This window comes from Thermomonospora cellulosilytica, assembly GCF_014138835.1.
Taxonomy (GTDB): Bacteria; Actinomycetota; Actinomycetes; order Streptosporangiales; family Streptosporangiaceae; genus Thermomonospora; species Thermomonospora amylolytica.
This window is the reverse complement of the sequence record NZ_JACJII010000001.1, coordinates 5,219,015-5,235,623: the sequence shown is the minus strand read 5'-3', so window position 1 is coordinate 5,235,623 and position 16,609 is coordinate 5,219,015. Positions and strand designations below refer to the sequence as shown.

17 protein-coding genes are annotated in these 16,609 nt (G+C 74.8%); 9 read left to right on the top strand and 8 right to left on the bottom strand.

Features of this window, described 5'->3' with window-relative positions; all coding sequences use genetic code 11:
- Positions 1 to 14 precede the first annotated feature (14 nt).
- Positions 15 to 1,451, top strand: coding sequence for an FAD-dependent oxidoreductase (locus HNR21_RS24750; RefSeq protein WP_182707099.1), 1,437 nt, complete (start codon positions 15 to 17; stop codon positions 1,449 to 1,451).
- Between the two features lie 240 nt (positions 1,452 to 1,691).
- On the opposite strand, the gene HNR21_RS24745 is transcribed toward HNR21_RS24750, so the two are convergent.
- Complete coding sequence (locus HNR21_RS24745; RefSeq protein WP_233358720.1) at positions 1,692 to 2,042, bottom strand: DUF3099 domain-containing protein; 351 nt, start codon at positions 2,040 to 2,042, stop codon at positions 1,692 to 1,694.
- Positions 2,043 to 2,093: 51 nt separating this feature from the next.
- Between HNR21_RS24745 and HNR21_RS24740 the strand changes: the two genes are divergently transcribed.
- Positions 2,094 to 2,306: a dodecin gene (locus tag HNR21_RS24740; protein WP_119730630.1), complete on the top strand. Its 213-nt coding sequence runs from the start codon at positions 2,094 to 2,096 to the stop codon at positions 2,304 to 2,306.
- Between the two features lie 64 nt (positions 2,307 to 2,370).
- On the opposite strand, the gene HNR21_RS24735 is transcribed toward HNR21_RS24740, so the two are convergent.
- Both HNR21_RS24735 and HNR21_RS24730 read right to left on the bottom strand, forming a co-directional pair.
- Positions 2,371 to 3,762, bottom strand: a complete 1,392-nt coding sequence (locus HNR21_RS24735) for a metallopeptidase TldD-related protein (protein ID WP_182707098.1) — start codon at positions 3,760 to 3,762, stop codon at positions 2,371 to 2,373.
- On the bottom strand, positions 3,759 to 5,270 hold the full coding sequence (locus HNR21_RS24730; RefSeq protein WP_312881227.1) for a TldD/PmbA family protein: 1,512 nt from the start codon (positions 5,268 to 5,270) through the stop codon (positions 3,759 to 3,761). Before HNR21_RS24730 ends, HNR21_RS24735 begins: the two co-directional genes overlap by 4 nt.
- A gap of 186 nt (positions 5,271 to 5,456) precedes the next feature.
- On the opposite strand from HNR21_RS24730, the gene fabG reads away from it, so the two are divergent.
- Together fabG and fabI are read left to right on the top strand one after the other, a co-directional pair.
- On the top strand, positions 5,457 to 6,161 hold the full coding sequence (gene fabG / locus HNR21_RS24725) for a 3-oxoacyl-[acyl-carrier-protein] reductase (protein WP_119730628.1): 705 nt from the start codon (positions 5,457 to 5,459) through the stop codon (positions 6,159 to 6,161).
- Position 6,162: 1 nt separating this feature from the next.
- Positions 6,163 to 6,942 carry an enoyl-ACP reductase FabI gene (gene fabI / locus HNR21_RS24720; RefSeq protein ID WP_182707096.1) on the top strand — a complete coding sequence of 260 codons (780 nt, stop codon included), beginning with the start codon at positions 6,163 to 6,165 and terminating at the stop codon, positions 6,940 to 6,942.
- 99 nt (positions 6,943 to 7,041) lie between these two features.
- Here the strand turns inward: fabI and HNR21_RS24715 are convergent, their stop codons facing one another.
- The 4 genes from HNR21_RS24715 to HNR21_RS24700 form a co-directional block, all read right to left on the bottom strand.
- The gene (locus HNR21_RS24715; protein ID WP_182707095.1) at positions 7,042 to 7,680 is read right to left on the bottom strand and encodes a hypothetical protein; all 639 of its coding nucleotides are present in this window, start codon (positions 7,678 to 7,680) and stop codon (positions 7,042 to 7,044) included.
- Between the two features lie 108 nt (positions 7,681 to 7,788).
- Positions 7,789 to 9,513: a helix-hairpin-helix domain-containing protein gene (locus tag HNR21_RS36125; protein WP_281402063.1), complete on the bottom strand. Its 1,725-nt coding sequence runs from the start codon at positions 9,511 to 9,513 to the stop codon at positions 7,789 to 7,791.
- Entirely contained in the window at positions 9,506 to 10,444 is a 939-nt protein-coding gene (locus HNR21_RS24705) for an aldo/keto reductase (RefSeq protein ID WP_119730624.1), read from the bottom strand. The genes HNR21_RS36125 and HNR21_RS24705 overlap by 8 nt, the downstream gene beginning before the upstream one ends.
- A 78-nt stretch (positions 10,445 to 10,522) precedes the next feature.
- Complete coding sequence (locus HNR21_RS24700; protein ID WP_182707093.1) at positions 10,523 to 11,494, bottom strand: magnesium and cobalt transport protein CorA; 972 nt, start codon at positions 11,492 to 11,494, stop codon at positions 10,523 to 10,525.
- A 70-nt stretch (positions 11,495 to 11,564) separates the two neighbouring features.
- Here HNR21_RS24700 and HNR21_RS24695 point away from each other — a divergent pair, with 70 nt between their 5' ends.
- From HNR21_RS24695 to mshC, 5 genes are all read left to right on the top strand, one after another.
- Positions 11,565 to 12,260, top strand: a complete 696-nt coding sequence (locus HNR21_RS24695) for an Rv2135c family putative phosphatase (protein ID WP_182707092.1) — start codon at positions 11,565 to 11,567, stop codon at positions 12,258 to 12,260.
- A gap of 56 nt (positions 12,261 to 12,316) precedes the next feature.
- The gene (locus HNR21_RS24690) at positions 12,317 to 12,877 is read left to right on the top strand and encodes an Rv2134c family protein (protein WP_119730621.1); all 561 of its coding nucleotides are present in this window, start codon (positions 12,317 to 12,319) and stop codon (positions 12,875 to 12,877) included.
- Between the two features lie 163 nt (positions 12,878 to 13,040).
- A complete protein-coding gene (locus HNR21_RS24685; protein WP_119730620.1) occupies positions 13,041 to 13,817 on the top strand; it encodes an SCO1664 family protein in 777 nt (258 codons plus the stop codon).
- Between the two features lie 33 nt (positions 13,818 to 13,850).
- Positions 13,851 to 14,642: an NRDE family protein gene (locus HNR21_RS24680; protein ID WP_182707091.1), complete on the top strand. Its 792-nt coding sequence runs from the start codon at positions 13,851 to 13,853 to the stop codon at positions 14,640 to 14,642.
- Positions 14,643 to 14,689: 47 nt separating this feature from the next.
- Entirely contained in the window at positions 14,690 to 15,937 is a 1,248-nt protein-coding gene (gene mshC / locus HNR21_RS24675) for a cysteine--1-D-myo-inosityl 2-amino-2-deoxy-alpha-D-glucopyranoside ligase (protein WP_182707090.1), read from the top strand.
- Between the two features lie 53 nt (positions 15,938 to 15,990).
- Here the strand turns inward: mshC and HNR21_RS24670 are convergent, their stop codons facing one another.
- Complete coding sequence (locus tag HNR21_RS24670) at positions 15,991 to 16,536, bottom strand: TrmH family RNA methyltransferase (protein WP_182707089.1); 546 nt, start codon at positions 16,534 to 16,536, stop codon at positions 15,991 to 15,993.
- Positions 16,537 to 16,609 lie beyond the last annotated feature (73 nt).

Sequence of the window (16,609 nt, the reverse complement as noted above, 5' to 3'; positions counted from 1 at the left end):
CGAGGAGACCCCCCATGCCGGTGCTGCGACCGCCCGCGGACGCGGTGCACGTCACGCTGCCCCCTCGCCGGGCCCGGTACGCCGCCCGCACCCAGGTGCTCGTGGTCGGCGGGGGACCGGCCGGGCTGGGCGCCGCGCTCGGCGCCGCGGCCGCCGGGGCCCGCGTCGTGCTGGCCGAACGGTACGGATTCCTCGGCGGCAACGCCACCGCCGCCCTGGTCATGCCGCTGATGTCGTTCCACAACGAGAAGCGGCAGCAGGCCCCCGGCGACGACACCCGGCTGTTGCCCACCGACCACGGCGAGGGCGACCCGATGGTGGGGGGAGTGCTGTGGCGGCTGCTGGAACGGCTCACCGCCCGCGGCGGCGCCGTCACCCCGTCGGTGCGGACCGGCTACACGGTGCCGTTCGACCCGGAGCTGTTCAAGCTGGTCGCCCTGGACCTGATCGACGAGGCCGGCGTCGAGCTGCTGCTGCACTCGCTGGCCTCCGACGTGCTGACCGGCCCCGACACCCGGCGGGTGGTGTTCGAGACCAAGTCCGGCCCCGTCGTCGTCGAGGCCGACGTGGTGATCGACTGCACCGGCGACGGGGACGTGGCCGCCGCCTCCGGGGCCCGGTACGAGGTGGGCCGCCCCGAGGACGGGCTGGTCCAGCCGATGACCCTGATGTTCCGGATGGTGGAGTTCGACCAGCCGCGGTTCGCCGGGTACGTGCGCGAGCATCCCGACCAGTGGCGCGGCGTGCACGGCCTGTGGGACCTCATCGAGCAGGCCACCGCCGCGGGCGAGCTGGACCTGCCCCGCGAGGACCTGCTGTTCTTCGCCACCCCGCATCCGCGGGAGGTGAGCGTCAACAGCACCCGGGTGACCAGGGCGCTGGGCACCAGCGTGTGGGACCTGACCCGGGCCGAGTGCGCCGGGCGCCGCCAGATGGAGCAGATCACCCGCTTCCTGCGCGACCGGGTGCCGGGGTTCGAGGACGCCTACGTCGTCCAGAGCGGCGTGCAGATCGGCGTGCGCGAGACCCGCCGCATCATCGGCGACCACGTGCTGACCGGCGAGGAGGTCCTGGGCGCCCGCAAGTTCGACGACGCGATCGCCCACGGCGCCTACCCGGTCGACATCCACAACCCCCAGGGGACCGGGACGACGCTGCGCCGGCTGCCGCTGGGGGAGTCCTACGACATCCCGCTGCGGTGCCTGCACCCCGTCGGGGTGGAGCGGGTGCTGGTGGCCGGGCGCTGCATCTCCGGCACCCATGTGGCGCACTCGTCCTACCGGATCATGCCGATCTCCATGGCCACCGGCCAGGCCGCCGGCGTCTGCGCGGCGCTGGCCGTGCGCTCCGGCAAGCCGCCCCGCGAGGTGCCCGCCGCCGCCGTGCAGCGGGAGCTGCTGGTCCAGGGGGCGGTGCTGCGCGAGGACCTGCGCCGCGCGGTGGCGGGATGAGCGGGTAAAGAACGAGTAAAGCCTTCCGCCGGGCCGGGTCACGGGAGGTTCGACGGCCGGTACGTCGCAGGTCAGGGCGGAGAAAAGGCGACGCCGGGTGGATACGGGGGCAATCCACCCGGCGTCGCGTCATCGGTGTTCCGACGGGGGCCCGGAACACCGGCACGGGCGCTCCGACGGGGGACCAGAGCGCCGGAACAAATCGTACACCGAAACCCCCCGCGGTTAGTCAAGGAAAAGTCACGCACCGATTTCCGGAGGGTGTCCGGAAATCTGTTTGCGGTCCGTCCCCTGGTGGGCGGCATGGCCGGCCAGGTCGTCGGCCACGTCCATCCTCGGCTGCGGCTCCCGCCCCCCGTTGGCCATCACCACGCTCACGTACGGCAGCACCACCGCGCCGACGACCAGCGCGAGCGCCACCCAGACCGGAGCCCCCGCCGCCGCGGTGACCACGGCCGCCACGAAGCACACCGTGCGGACGCCCATGGAGAGCAGATAGCGCCGCTGGCGATGACCGATGTCCTGGGACATCGGCACCGGGGCGTCGGTGACGGTGTACACGTCGGCGCGTCTGCGGGGAAACACCTTCACACGTCCACGTTAGGCGCAGGTCGTACGCGCCACGACAGCAGGGGAGCAGTCATGACCGACCGCACGTACCGGGTGACCGAGATCGTCGGCACCTCGCCGGACGGCGTGGAGCAGGCCATCCGCAACGGCATCGCCCGGGCCGCGCAGACCCTGCGGCACCTGGACTGGTTCGAGGTGACCGAGGTCCGCGGGCAGATCGAGAACGGCCAGGTGGCGCACTTCCAGGTCGGCCTGAAGGTCGGCTTCCGGCTCGAGGAGGCCTGAGCGCCCGGCGGGCCACCGTGGCCCCGCCCTGACGGCGAGGCTCACGGTGACCTGTCCGCGGCCGTCAGGACGCCTGGCTGACCGTCGACATGTTGAAGTCGGCCACCCGGACCGGCGGCATCGCCGCGCGGGTGAAGTAGTCCGACCACTCGCGCGGCAGGGTCCGCCCGGTCGCGCCGACCTCGGTGATCCGCGACAGCAGGTCGACCGGGCTCTCGTTGAACCGGAAGTTGTTGACCTCGCCGACCACCTCGCCGCCCTCCACCAGGTACACCCCGTCGCGGGTGAGCCCGGTCAGCAGCAGCGTCTGCGGGTCCACCTCGCGGATGTACCACAGGCAGGTCAGCAGCAGCCCCCGCTCGGTGCGCGCCACCATCTCCTCCAGCGACGCCGACGCGCCGGCCGGCCCCCGCATGATCAGGTTGTCGGCGCCGGGGGTCAGCGGCAGCCCGGTCAGGCCCGCCGAGTGCCGGGTCTGGGTCAGCGCCGCCAGCGTGCCGTCGCTGATCCAGTCGGTGGCCCCGATCGGCAGCCCGTTGTCGAACACCGAGGCGGTCGGGCCCGAGGCGTGCGCGACCACGAACGGGGCGCACTCCAGCCCCGGGGCCGCCGGGTCGCTGGACAGCGTGACCGGCAGGTCGGCCAGCTTCTCGCCGACCCGGGTGCCGCCGCCCGGCGCGCTGAACACCGTCCGCCCGTCGTGGGCGTCCCGCGCCCCCGCCGTCCAGTACAGGTAGATCATCAGGTCGGCGACCGCGCTGGGCGGCAGGATCGTCTCGTACCGCCCGGCCGGCAGGTCCACCCGGCGGCGGCTCCACTCCAGCCGCCGGGCCAGGTCGCCGGCCAGCGCGGACACGTCCACGTCGGTGAAGTCGCGGGTGCCCACCCCGGCCCACGCCGACCCGCCGCCGGCCGCCCCGGCCAGCTTGGCGTTCAGCTCCACCAGCCCGGTCGGCTGGTCGTGCCGCAGCCGCAGCCCCCCGGACGTGCCGAGGTACGTCGAGGTCACCATGTGGTTGGCGAACCCGTACAGCCGCCGCCCGGCGGCCTCGGCCTCCGCGAACGCCTCGCCGAGCGCCGGGGCGACGCCGGAGAACACCCCGATCTCGGTCTCGGCGGGCGGGGAATCCCACGCCCCGCCCCCGGCCATCTCGGTGACCAGCGGCGCGGCGTCCTCGGCGGGCCCGCTGGCGGCGGCGACCCGTTCGGCCTGGCGCACCACGTCCTCGATCTGGTGGTCCGGCACCGCGGTCCGCGACACCGCCCCGGCGGCCATCCCGTCCCCGGCCCTCCTCAGCGCGATCACGGTGAGCCGCCGCGACCGGGTGACGCCGTTGGTGGTCAGCGTGTTGCCCGCCCACCGCAGGTTGGCCGTGCTCGACTCCTCGGCGATCACCACGCAGTCGTCGGCCCGCGACAGCGCCAGCGCCTTCTCCACGGTCTCCTGCGGGGTCACTGACCGGCCTCCTTCACCGCGTTGAGGATGTTGACGCCGCGGAACAGCGCCGACGGGCAGCCGTGGCTGACCGGGGCGATCTGCCCCGGCTGGCCCTTGCCGCAGTTGAACGCCCCGCCCAGCACGTAGGTCTGCGGGCCGCCCACCGCCTCCATGGAGTTCCAGAAGTCGGTGGTGGTGGCCTGGTAGGCCACGTCCCGCACCTGCCCGGCCAGCCGCCCGTTCTCGATGAGGTGGAACCGCTGCCCGGTGAACTGGAAGTTGTACCGCTGCATGTCGATCGACCAGCTCTTGTCGCCGACGATGTACAGGCCGCGCTCCACCCCGGCGATCAGCTCCTCGGTGGACGGCCCGTCCGGGGCGGGCTTCAGCGACACGTTCGCCATCCGCTGCAGCGGCATGCTGGACGCCGAGTCGGCGAACGCGCACCCGTTGCTGCGCTCCTGCCCGGTCAGCCGGGCGATCCGCCGGTCGAGCTGGTAGCCGGTGAACACGCCCTCGGTGACGATGGGGAACTCCTGGGTCCGCACGCCCTCGTCGTCGTAGCCGATGGTGGCCAGCCCGTGCTCGGCGGTCCGGTCCCCGGTCACGTTCATCACCGGCGACCCGTACCGCAGCTCGCCCAGCTTGTCGGGGGTGGCGAACGAGGTGCCCGCGTAGGCCGCCTCGTAGCCCAGCGCCCGGTCCAGCTCGGTGGCGTGCCCGATCGACTCGTGGATGGTCAGCCACAGGTTCGACGGGTCGATCACCACGTCGTAGCGGCCCGGCTCCACCGACGGCGCCGCCAGCTTCTCGGCCAGCAGCTCCGGCAGCCGCGCCAGCTCCCCGTCCCAGTCCCAGGCGCCCGACCCGGGACGGCCGGTGAGCCACTCGTACCCGCGGCCGACCGGCGGGGCCAGCGTCCGCATCGTGTCGAACCGGCCGCCGGCGACCGCCACCGCCTCCAGCACCGAATGCAGCCGCACCCGCTGCTGGGTGGTGACCGTCCCGGCCAGGTCGGCGTAGAACTTGTTCTCCCGCACCTGCAGCAGCGCGGCGTCCGCGTGGTCGACGCGCCCGTCGGCCAGCAGCCGGCGGCTCCACTCCTCCAGCAGCGCCACCTTGTCGGCGGTGGCCACCGTGAACGGATCGACCTCGTAGGCCGACACCCAGGTCCGTTCGCCGTGCACCGGCTCGGGGGCCAGCTCGATCGGCTCGCGGTTGACCGGACGGGCCACCTCCGCGACCCGGACCGCCTGTTCGGCGACCTTGGCGGCCCCGTCGGCGGTCAGGTCCACCCCGGCGGCGAACCCCCAGGTGCCGTCCTTGACCACGCGGACCGACAGGCCCAGGTCGTCGGCGTCCAGGGCGGTCTGCAGGTTGGCGTCGTGCAGCCGCAGCGTCTGGCTGCGGATGCGTTCCAGGCGGAAGTCGGCGTGCGCGGCGCCCAGCTCGCGGGCGCGGGTCAGCGCCGCGTCGGCCAGCGCGCGCAACGGCAGCGCGGTGAAGGCAGGATCGATCTCGTGCACGGTCCCGAACCTACCGGCGTACAAAGGCGCCGGAGGGTTCTTGTCGGTATGCCACATCTCACCGGGGGCGGCCCCGCCACTAGTCTCGAACGCTGACGCAGCGCCCGGTCGACGCACCGGTTCGCCTGTCACGCAGCGCCTCCCGCGGGCCCGAGCGCCGCGCGGGGACGATCCAGGAGGTATGAGATGAGTCGGTCCGTCCTCGTGACGGGGGGCAACCGCGGGATCGGCCTGGCGATCGCCCGGGAGCTGGCCGCCGCCGGCGACGCGGTGGCCGTCACCTACCGCTCCGGGGAGCCGCCCGCCGGCCTGTTCGGGGTCAAGTGCGACGTCACCAGCGCCGAGGAGGTCGACGAGGCGTTCGGCAAGGTCGAGGCCGAGCAGGGCCCGGTGCAGGTGCTGGTCGCCAACGCGGGGATGACCAGGGACACCCTGCTGGCGATCATGAGCGAGGAGGACTTCACCTCCGTTCTGGACACCAACCTGACCGGGGCGTTCCGGGTCGCCAAGCGCGCCGCCAAGCAGATGATGCGCAAGCGCTACGGCCGGATCGTGCTGGTGTCGTCGGTGGTGGGCCTGATGGGCTCGGCCGGGCAGACCAACTACGCCGCCTCCAAGGCCGGGATGGTGGGCTTCGCCCGGTCGCTGGCCCGTGAGCTCGGCTCCCGCAACGTCACCGTGAACGTGGTCGCGCCCGGCTTCGTCGACACCGACATGACCCGCGCGCTCGACGAGGAGCGGCGGGACGCGATCAAGTCGCTGGTCCCGCTCGGCCGGATCGCCGAGCCGGAGGAGGTCGCCAAGGCGGTGCGGTTCCTGGCCGGCGACGACGCCTCCTACATCACCGGGGCCGTGATCCCGGTGGACGGCGGACTGGGGATGGGGCACTGAGATGGGACTTCTCGAAGGCAAGCGGATCCTGGTCACCGGCGTCCTGACCGACGCCTCGATCGCCTTCCACGTGGCGCGGCTGGCCCAGCTGGAGGGCGCGCAGATCGTGCTGACCGCCTACCCGCGGCCCACGCTGACCCAGCGGATCGCCAGGAGGCTGCCGTCCGGGCTGGAGGGCGACCCGCCGCCGGTGATCGAGCTGAACGTCACCGACGACGACCACCTGGCGGGGCTGGCCGACCAGGTCCGCGAGCACATGGACGGCCTGGACGGGGTGGTCCACGCGATCGGGTTCGCGCCCGAGACCGCGCTGGGCGGCAACTTCCTGGAGACCCCGTGGGAGGACGTCGCCACCGCGGTGCACGTGTCGACGTACTCGCTGAAGTCCCTGACCATGGCCTGCCTGCCGCTGATGAAGGACGGCGGGTCGGTGGTCGGGCTGGACTTCGACGCCAGCGTGGCCTGGCCGGTCTACGACTGGATGGGCGTGGCCAAGGCGGGCCTGGAGTCCACCGCCCGCTACCTGGCCAAGTACCTCGGCCCGCAGGGCATCCGGGTCAACCTGGTCGCCGCCGGGCCGCTGGGCACCATGGCGGCCAAGAGCATCCCCGGCTTCAACGAGATGCGCGACCTGTGGCCCAAGCACGCCCCGCTCGGCTGGGACGTGGCCGACGCCGAACCGGCCGCCAAGGCGTGCGTGGCGCTGCTGTCGGACTGGTTCCCGGCGACCACCGGGGAGATCGTGCACGTGGACGGCGGCGTCCACGCGGTCGGCGCGTAGTCGCCTGAGGGGAGCGACCCCGGACCCCGGGAACGCGTCAGGCGATCACTCTTCCGGGCCCCGTCTCCGTGCCGGAGCGGGGCCCTGGCCATGTCCGGGCTAGCCGGCCGCGCGGCGGCGCAGGCTGCGGGACAGCACGCTCAGGTGCAGCGCCCCCACCACCCCGGCGGCGCCGGAGGCGATCGCCACCCACATCATCTGGTCGCCCTGCCGCGGCCCGGCGGCGGCCATGGGGGCGATCCGGGTCCGCTCCAGCGTCCGGCCCGAGGGCGCGGGGCCGCCGGGGGCCACCTGCGGGGCGGGCAGCGTCCCGGGGAACTCCGGCACGTCCTGGGACTCGTACGAGCGCAGGTCGCCGTTCACGGTGGGAACGTCGGCCGCGGACCCGCCGGCGGACACCCGGCCCGGCGGCCGTGTGCGCCGCTGCGCGGGCCTGTTCTCCGGACGGGTGGTCTTCTGGCCGGTCTGCCTGGGCTTGGTCGAGGTGGTCGGCTTGGGCGCGGCGGGCTTGGCGGGCGCGGGAGCCGAGGGGGAGGCCGTGACGGGCGGCTTCCACAGGTTGTTCCACTGGCATTCCCAGTTCTTCAGCGTGCTCTCCAGGTCGGTGCCCGGAGGGCACGGCTCGGCCGCCAGGGCCGGGGCCGCCCCGACCGCCACCGCGAAGGTCCCCGCCGACATCACCGTGGCCACCCTGCCGATCCGCCGTCCGGTCCGCCGCAAGCGCACGTGCTGGGACATCGCCCTCCTTCGCCGAGGCCGCTGTTGACAGCAAGTCTAAAGAAACGGTCGGGGAAAGGCCACGCTCCCGGCGATCCGATCGCGGCGTGGCGGCGGCGTCCGGGGCGGTCACTGCCGCAGCAGCCGCGCCAGCCTGGTCTCGCGCGGCGCGCCGGTCTGCTCGCGGACCGCCCGCGCCAGCGCCGCCCCCGCGTTGTGCACCACCGACAGATGCCGCCGGGCCAGGCCGAACGCGGTCACCGCCAGCGGGCGCGACAGCGATCCGGCCGCCTCCTGCGGCAGCACCGCCACCACCGCCGGCGGGCGGGCGGCGCGGGCCAGGCCGGGCACGGCCGCCCAGCCGTGCCGCAGCCGGGGCAGCGCCGCCGCCGGGATCGCCACCGGCTCCGCGCCCGCCGCGAACGCCACCCGCAGCCCGGCGGGGGAGGCGTCGACCACGGTGCCGATCTCGCCCGCCGCGACCCCCTCCACCGGCACCGCGACGATCACCCGGTCACCGGGATCGAACCCGCCGCACACCCCGGGGCCGGGGTTCAGGCGCTCCTTGAGGGCCGCGTTCAGCGCCGCGGCCCCCGCCTGGCCCCCGGCCAGCGGCGTCACCACCTGAACGTCCTCGACGGGGATGCCCAGCGCCCGCGGGATGGAGTCGGTGACGAGCTGGACCGCGCGGTGCACCGCCTCCTGCTCCGACCCCGCCGGGACCACCACGACCTCCCGGCCCGGCGCGTCCACGGTCGCCAGCTCGCCGCGCCGCGCCGCGGCGGCGAACTCCGCCAGCGGCCCGCCCTCCGGCTCCAGGTCGATCACCGGGACCGTCTCGGATCCGGCCAGATCCGCCAGCACCCGGCCCGGCCCCACCGACGGCAGCGCCGCGGGATCCCCGCCCAGCACCAGATGCGTCCCGTCCGCGCACGCCTCCACCAGCGCGGCGGCAGTCTCCACGTCCAGCGCCTGCGCGTCCGGAACGACCACCAGCCCGGCCTCCAGCGGCCGCTGCTCGCCGCGCCCGAACGCCACCGCCCCGCCCGGAGCCCCCGGCGGGCACGCGGCCTCCAGCAGGCCGTACAGTCCCGTGCCCCCGCCCAGATACCTTGCCGCCGTCATCGTGGCGGAGGCCACCGCGACGTCCACGCCCTGCCCGGCGAACGCCCGGGCGATCAGCACGGCGGTCCGTTCCACGTCGCCGGGAGCGCCGTGCAGCACGCTCACGCCGGTCCGGGCCGCCGCCGTGACCGCCAGCGCCCGGTCCTCGGGCAGGCCCGAGCGCAGCGAACGGACGGTCTCGTCGGGCAGCAGCGGCCCGGCCGTCGCCGTCAGCCGCCGCAGCCCCTCGGCCGCCGCCTCCTCGGCCAGCGCGTACCGGGCCAGGCCCAGCGACTCCTCCGGCTCGGGCAGGTCCTCGTCCTCCTCCAGCGCGTCGAGGTCGGGCTCCTCCAGCAGCGGCACCACCTCGGCCTCGTCCAGCGCCGCCTCGATCGCCCGGTCGGGGTCCGGCACCCGCAGCGCCCCCAGCGCCGACCGCACCGCCTGCGGCGTCATCGCGGTGTGCCCCCGCCGCGCCGCCTCGGTCAGCACGTGCACCACCAGCGCCCGGCCGCGCCGCGGGTCGTCGGGACGCGGCTGCTCGCCGAGCCGCTCCAGCACCCGGCGGGCGAAGTGGTCGGCCTGCTCGGGCCGCACCCCCGGCACCCGCAGCAGCCGCCACGGGTCCTCGCGCAGAAGCTCGGCCGCCCGCGCGCCGAGCCGGTCGGCGGCCCGCCGGGCGTACCCCTCCGGAACGCCCGCGGTCGCGAACAGCTCCGCCAGGGCGGGATCGAGGACCGGCTCAGACATCGGAGATGTCGTCGAGGGCATCGCGGATCTCTTCCGGCAGGGTCACCTGTTCGGTCGCCAGGATCGCGGTCAGCTGGGCGGGGGTGCGCGGGCCGACGATCGGGGCCACCACCCCCGGCCGGTCCCGCACCCACGACAGCGCCACCGCCAGCGGCGACACGCCCAGCCCCTCGGCGGCCGTGGACACCGACTCCACGATCAGCCGGCTCTGCTCGCCCAGGTACGGGCGGACGAACTCGGCGTACCGGGTGGTGGCCGCGCGCGAGTCGGCCGGGATCCCGGTGCGGTACTTGCCGGTCAGCACCCCCCGGCCCAGCGGGGACCACGGCAGCACCCCCACCTCGGCGTCCTCGGCGGCCGGCAGCACCTCCCGCTCGATCTCCCGGTGCAGCAGCGAGTACTCCATCTGGGTGGACACGATCGGGGCGCGGCCCGGCCAGGCCCGCTGCCAGGCGGCGGCCTTGGCCAGCTGCCACCCGGCGAAGTTGGACACCCCCACGTAGCGGGTGCGGCCGGAGGCCACCGCCTCGTCCAGCGCCGCCAGCGTCTCCTCCAGCGGGGTCACCGGATCGTAGGCGTGCAGCTGCCACAGGTCCACGTGGTCGAGGCCGAGCCGGTCCAGCGAGGAGTCCAGCGCCGCCAGCAGGTGCCGGCGGGAACCGTCGTAACTGCCGTCCGGGCGGATCGCGGCCTTGGTGGCGATGACCAGGTCGTCGCGGCGCACCACCTCGCGCAGCAGCCGGCCCAGCACCCGCTCGCTGTCGCCGTCGCCGTAGACGTCGGCGGTGTCCACGAAGTTGCCCCCGGCCTCCACGAAGGCGACCAGCATCGCGGCGGCGTCCTCGGGAGGGGTGTCCTGCCCCCAGGTCATCGTGCCCAGGCCCAGCCGGGAGACCGCGAGCCCGCTCCGCCCGAGGTGACGCAGTTCCATAGGTGCGCAGATTAGCGGTCACCGGCCGGAACGTCGGCACGGCGGGCCGCTACCGGCCGCCCGGCCGCCACCCGGCCGCTACAGCCAGCCGCTGCGGCGCAGCCGCCGGTACAGCACCAGGCAGGAGGTCACCACGAGCGCCCACACCGCCGGATAGGCCCACGGCCACTTCAGCTCGGGCATGTGCTCGAAGTTCATCCCGTAGATCCCGGCGATCGCGGTCGGCACCGCGATGATGGCGGCCCAGGCGGAGATCTTGCGCATGTCCTCGTTCTGCCGCTTGCCCAGCAGCGCCAGATGCGCGCTCAGCACGCTGGTCAGCAGCTCGTTGTGCGCGTCGACCCGGGTGTCGACCCGCAGCAGGTGGTCCAGCACGTCGCGGAAGTACTCCAGGGTGCCCGCGCACTCGGGCACCCGGCCCTTGACGATCTCCTGCAGCACCGGGATCAGCGGGTCCTCGGCCGCACGGAACTCCAGCACCTCCCGCTTGAGGGAGTGGATCCGCTCGGTGACGTCCGGGCCGTGCGGGGAGAACACCGCCCGTTCCAGCTCGATGATGTTGCCCTCGACCTGGTGCGCGATCGTCTCGTACCGGTCGACCACCTCGTCGAGGACCGCGTACAGCACGGCGGCGGGACCGAAACCGAGCAGCTCGGCGTCGCCCTCCAGCCGCCGGCGCACCGGCCCCAGCGGGTTGCCCGGACCGTGCCGCACCGACACCACGAAGTCCGGGCCGACGAACAGCATGATCTCGCCGACCTCGATGTCGGCCGTGACCTCCCGGTACACCAGCGTCTTGATGACGCAGAACAGGATCTGCCCGTAGCGTTCCAGCTTGGGCCGCTGGTGGGCGTGCACGGCGTCCTCGACCGCCAGCGGATGCAGCCGCAGCTCCTCGGCGACCAGCGTGAACTCCTCGGCGGTCGGCTCGTGCAGGCCGATCCACAGCCAGCACTCGCCCTCGGCGCGCGCGGCGTCGAACGCGTCGCTGATGTCGCCGTCGACGTCCTTGCGCCGGCCCCCGCAGTAGATGGCCTTGTCCACGATCACGCGCCCATTGTGTCGGTTGCGGGGGATCCGGGGTGATCGTCGGCACCGGATCTTGCGTAGAGTCGGGGCCGTGACCACGCTTCTGCTGGTGCGGCACGGCCTCACCGAGCTGACCGGCCCCGTCCTGGCCGGCTGGACCCCCGGGGTGTCCCTGGACGACCGGGGCCGGGCCCAGGCGCGGGCGGTGGGGGAGCGGCTGGCGTCGGTGCCGCTGGCGGCGGTGGTGTCCAGCCCGCTGGACCGCTGCCTGCAGACCGCCGAGGCGATCGTCTCCGCCCCGGGCCGCGACGGCCCCCGCGAGATCCACCGCGACGAGCGGTTCGGCGAGGTCCGCTATGGCGACTGGACCGGACGGCCGCTCAAGGAGCTCGCCGGAGAACCGCTGTGGAAGGTCGTGCAGGCCCATCCCAGCGCGGTCACGTTCCCCGGCCCGGAGGGCGAGGCGATGGCCGCCGCGCAGCACCGGGCGGTCGCCGCGGTCCGGGACTGGAACGCCCGGATCGCCGCCGAGGCCGGCCCGGGCGCCGCCTACCTGGTGTGCAGCCACGGCGACATCATCAAGGCGATCGTCGCCGACGCGCTCGGCCTGCACCTGGACCAGTTCCAGCGCATCCACGTCGAGCCGGCGTCGCTGACCGTGATCCGCTACACCGAACTGCGGCCGTTCGTGATCCGCCTGAACGACACCGGCGGGGGCACCGACGGGCTGCTGCCGCCGCCGGACGCCGCGCCGGAGGGCGACGCGGCGGTGGGCGGCGGCGCGTAAGGTCTGCCACATGACGTCGATGCCACCGGTCGGCACCTGGGAGGGGAGGTCCCGTCATGCCCGTCATCAGCTATGACCTGCCGGACAGGTTCGTGGCCGGCGCCGTCGGGCGGCCGGGCGAGCGCACCTTCTACCTGCAGGCCCGCGCCGGCCGCCGGATCACCAGCGTGGGGCTGGAGAAGTTCCAGGTGACCATGCTGGCCGAACGCCTGGAGGAGCTGCTGGACGAGGTGCTGCGGCGCAGCGGGGGCAGCGCCCCGGTGCCCGCGGTCACCCCCGCCGAGCTCCAGGACGACGGGCCCCTCGACCAGCCGGTGGAGGAGGAGTTCCGGGTCGGCACCATGGCGCTGGCCTGGGACCCCGAGGACGAGCGGGTGATCATCGAGGCCCAGGAGGCCACCGACGAGGAGGGCCCCGAGCCGCTGACCGCCGAGCCCGGCGAGGACGAGCCGCCGATCGCGGTGCTGCGGGTGCGGATCACCGCCGGGCAGGCCCGCGCGTTCGCCGAGCGGGCCCTGAAGGTGGTCTCGGCGGGCCGGCCCCCGTGCCCGCTGTGCGGGCTGCCGCTGGACGCCACCGGGCACGTGTGCCCCCGGCAGAACGGGCACCTGCGCTGACCGGCCGCTCCGGGGACGTGCCCTCGGACCTGCGGAAAGGCGGATCGGGCGATCCCCGCTCCGCGGAGCTGCGCCGCGGTCGCCCGGCCGCGGCGCGACGGCGGCACGGATCCGGCGGCGGGCCCGGTTGGATGCCGCCCGCCGCGGTCAGGACAATGAGCCCATGACGCAGCCCTCCCGCGATCCCGCCGCAGCGTCCGGCGGCACCGTCGACCCGGCCGACGTGGCGACCGCCGAGCGGCTGCTGGCCGAGGGCCGGCTGACCGTCGAGGGCCGCCTGGTGCAGGCCTCCAACGCCACCCTGTACTGCGCGATCGAGCACGACGGGCTGCGCGCCGCCTGCGTCTACAAGCCGGTGGCGGGGGAGCGGCCGCTGTGGGACTTCCCCGACGGCACGCTGGCCGGCCGGGAGGTCGCCTCCTACCTGGTGTCGGAGGCGATGGGCTGGCACATCGTCCCGCCCACCGTGCACCGCGACGGCCCGTACGGGCCCGGCATGGTCCAGCTGTGGGTCGAGTCCGACCCGGACGTGGACGTGGTGGCGCTGTCGCGCTCGCAGGACCCGGCGATCCGCCGGATGGCGGTGTTCGACGCGGTGATCAACAACGCCGACCGCAAGATCGGGCACCTGCTGCCGCCCGGCGACGCCCGCCCCGGCCACGTGTACGGCTGCGACCACGGGGTCACGTTCTCGGTGGACTACAAGCTGCGGACGGTGCTGTGGCAGTGGCGGGGCGAGCCGCTCACCGACGAGGCGCTGGAGGCGCTGCGGCGGCTGGACGGGCGGCTGCGGTCCGGGCCGCTGCGGCAGCGGCTCGGCGAGCTGCTCACCGCCGAGGAGGTCGACGCCACCGTGCACCGGGTGGAGCTGATGCTCAAGCACCGCATCCACCCGTATCCGCCGGAGGACTGGCCCGCCATTCCCTGGCCCCCGCTCTGAGCGCACGCCGGCCGCAATGATCCAATGGGGGGCATGTGCACGGCGGTGGTGGCGTTCGACCCCCTGTCCCCCTTTCCTGTGCTCCTGGCCGGTGTCCGCGACGAGTTCGCCGACCGGCCCTGGCTGCCCCCCGGTCCGCACTGGCCGGACCGTCCCGGCCTGATCGGCGGCCGTGACCTGCAGGCGGGCGGCACCTGGCTGGCCGTGGACCCCGGTGCGCCCCGGGTGGCGTGCGTGCTCAACGGCCACGGCCGCCCCGCCCCCCCGGACGGCCGGATCTCGCGCGGCGAGCTGCCGCTGCGCGCCGCCGCCACCGGCGAGATCGACGACCTGGACCTGACGCGGGTGGACCCGTTCCACCTGGTCTGCGCCGAGCCCACGGTGGTGCGGCTGTGCACCTGGGACGGGGTGGAACTGGCCGAACGCAAGCTCCCGCCGGGCCTGCACATGATCGTCAACACCGGGCTGGAGGGGCGGGGCCCGCGCGGGGAGGTGCACCCGGACGCCGCCGCCCAGATGGCGGCGCGGATCGCGCACTTCCGGCCGCTGCTGGAGGCCGCCCCCCGCCCCGAGCCGGGCGCCGGGACCGCCGCCGAGGCGTGGGGCGCCTGGCTGCCGCTGGTCGAGGGCGGCGGGCTGGACCGCGGGGACCACCGGGCCCTGGTGCTGAGCCGCGACTTCGGCGACGGGCGGCTGTGGGGGACCTCCTCGGTCAGCCTGGTGGCGCTGGCGCAGGGCGGCGTCCGCTACGACTTCACCGCCGGGCCCGGCGACGGGAACGCCTGGACGACGGTGTTGTCGTCCATCGAACGGGACGGCGCGTAGCGATCTCCGCTTCAAGGTCGATTCGGTGCACGGATAAGCTTTCAGGCATGCGATCGTGGCCCGCCCCCGAGGTACCCCGCCTGTCCGACGCCGGCCTGACCGGCCCCGCGGTGCCGCTGCACCTCCACGACACCGCCTCCGGCGGGATCCGGCCCGTCGAGCCCGGTGGCCCGACCGCGCGGATGTACGTGTGCGGCATCACCCCCTACGACGCCACCCATCTCGGCCACGCCGCCACCTACCTGGCGTTCGACCTGGTCAACCGGGTGTGGCGGGACGGCGGCCACGACGTTCGCTACGTGCAGAACGCCACCGACGTCGACGACCCCCTGTTGGAACGTGCCCAGCAGACCGGCGAGGACTGGCGGGCGCTGGCCGACCGGGAGATCGCGCTGTTCCGCCAGGACATGACCGCGCTGCGGATCCTGCCGCCGGACGAGTACGTCGGCGCGGTGGAGGCCATCCCGCTGATCATCGAGATGGTGGAGCGGCTGCGCGCCCGCGGCGCGGTCTACGAGGTGGACGGCGACCTGTACTTCCCGATCGGCGCCGACCCCGAGTTCGGGCAGGTCAGCGGGCTGTCCCGGGAGCAGATGCTGCCGCTGTTCGCCGAGCGCGGCGGCGATCCGGGCCGGCGCGGCAAGAAGGACCCGCTGGACGCGCTGCTGTGGATGGCGCAGCGGCCGGGCGAGCCGGGCTGGGACTCCCCGTTCGGCCGCGGCCGCCCCGGCTGGCACGTGGAGTGCTCGGCGATCTCCGTCCGCTACCTGGGCATGGCGTTCGACGTCGAGGGCGGCGGCTCGGACCTGGCGTTCCCGCACCACGAGATGGGCGCCTCGCACGCCCAGGTGGCCACCGGGGAGCGCCCGCACGCCAGGGCGTACGTGCACGCCGGCATGGTCGGCCTGGACGGCGAGAAGATGTCCAAGTCCCGCGGCAACCTGGTGTTCGTCTCCCGGCTGCGGGAGGGCGGCGCCGACCCGATGGCGATCCGGCTGGCGCTGCTGGCCCACCACTACCGCTCCGACTGGGAGTGGACCGACGGCGACCTGACCCGCGCCGCCGAGCGCCTGGACCGCTGGCGCGCCGCCGTCCGGCTGCCCGCCGGTCCCGACGCCGCCCCGGTCGCCGCCGAGGTCCGCCGCGCGCTGGCGAACGACCTGGACGCCCCCGCCGCCCTCGCCGCCGTCGACCGCTGGGCCGACCGGGCCCTGGCCGACGCGGGCGACCCGGACGAGGCCGCCCCCGCCCGGATCCGCGCCCTCGCCGACGCGCTGCTGGGCGTCGAGCTCTAAGCGGGGACGGCGCGCACCGCCCTGGGCGACGCGACGGCGGGAGAGGCGCCTCGCTACACCAGCCCGGCCAGCTTGTAGAGCACCAGCGACCCGGCCACCGCCACGTTCAGGCTGTGCCCGGTGCCGACCATCGGGATCTCCACCGCCGCGTCCAGCAGGTCCAGCGCCTCGGCCGGGATCCCGTACTGCTCGTGCCCCAGCACCGCGACGGTACGGGTCCGCGCCGGGGGCAGGTCGGCCAGCCGCACCGCGTTCTCGGCCAGTTCGACCCCCACCACCCGGCCGCCCTCGGCGCGCTGGCGTTCCAGCCAGGACACCGGGTCGCCGACCCAGTGCACGCAGGCCGGATGCCGCAGGGTGTTGCCGCGCCGCAGCGCCTCGGGCACCCACGGCAGCCGGGGCACGGCCAGGCAGGCGCCCACCGCGTCGCAGGTGCGCAGCAGCGTCCCCAGGTTGGCGCCGTGCAGCGGCCACAGCGGGGCGGCGATCAGATGGTCCCAGCAGGAGTGCGACCGGCGGCGGCGCTGACGGCGCAGCTCCCGGCGGGGCCGGACGCGGAGCGCGGGGGAGGCGGGCCGCCCGGCCCGCACGCCGGTCATCGAGCCGAGGGGTGCACGCCCCTCCGGCAGGTCGGAATGCTCATCTTCGGCGCACTTGTCGGCGTGCGCGGAC